We start from the raw sequence: 699 nt of genomic DNA, 5'->3' as shown, positions 1-699 counted from the left end.
ATGCGAACGTCTTCGCCAAAGCCGACGACATTCCCAAGATTAGCGCGCAGCGACGCCACCACTTCCGGCATGACCGGATAGTAATATTCGCCGCGCAGATTGGTGCGTAGATATTTGGTATCCCCGCCCAAACCGGCGACATCATTTTCCAAGGAAATGACGTACCCATCGGTCGGATTACGGCGGCTATCGCGGCGATCGAAGGAGATGCTATGGGTCACGAACGACGAAATCGTCGTCCCCGCGCTTTCCCGAACATAGCGCGACGCGTCGTTCTCAATATCGCTGATACTGTCGGAACGCAGCGTATATTTAACGCTTTCGCTCCAATCATCATTCAACTGCCAGCCGAAACCGAAGGCACCCCCGGTCGAGCGCCAGTCGTAGGAACTATATTCCTGCAAATCGCGCGTCGTGTGGAACGCATCCAAGGTCAAAGCCAACTGCCGATCCAGGAAATACGGCTCAACGAAGCTGATATCGACCTTCGAGCGCTTGGCCGCAATCAAGGTCGTGACCTTCAAATCCTGGCCTTGCCTAATAGGTTACGCTCGTGGATGCCGATTTCGCCCAAGGGACCATCGGACGTGGAGAAACCGCCACCAATGGTCAAATCGCCGGTCGATTGCTCTTCAACCTTCGCCTTCAGCACGATCTGATCGGGCTGCGAGCCTTGCTCGCGCGTGACTTCCACCGATT

The 699-nt window shown here is 55.7% G+C and carries 1 protein-coding gene; it reads right to left on the bottom strand.

The genetic code is table 11. The features are described from left to right. On the bottom strand, window positions 1-524 hold a 524-nt coding region (locus tag VZ95_RS21130), incomplete at its 3' end, for a BamA/TamA family outer membrane protein (RefSeq protein ID WP_156995527.1). Between the last annotated feature and the right edge of the window lie 175 nt (window positions 525-699).

Source organism: Elstera litoralis, from assembly GCF_000963705.1.
Taxonomy (GTDB): Bacteria; Pseudomonadota; Alphaproteobacteria; order Elsterales; family Elsteraceae; genus Elstera; species Elstera litoralis.
The sequence above is the reverse complement of the archived record's forward strand: the minus strand, read 5'-3'. Positions and strand labels throughout refer to the sequence as shown.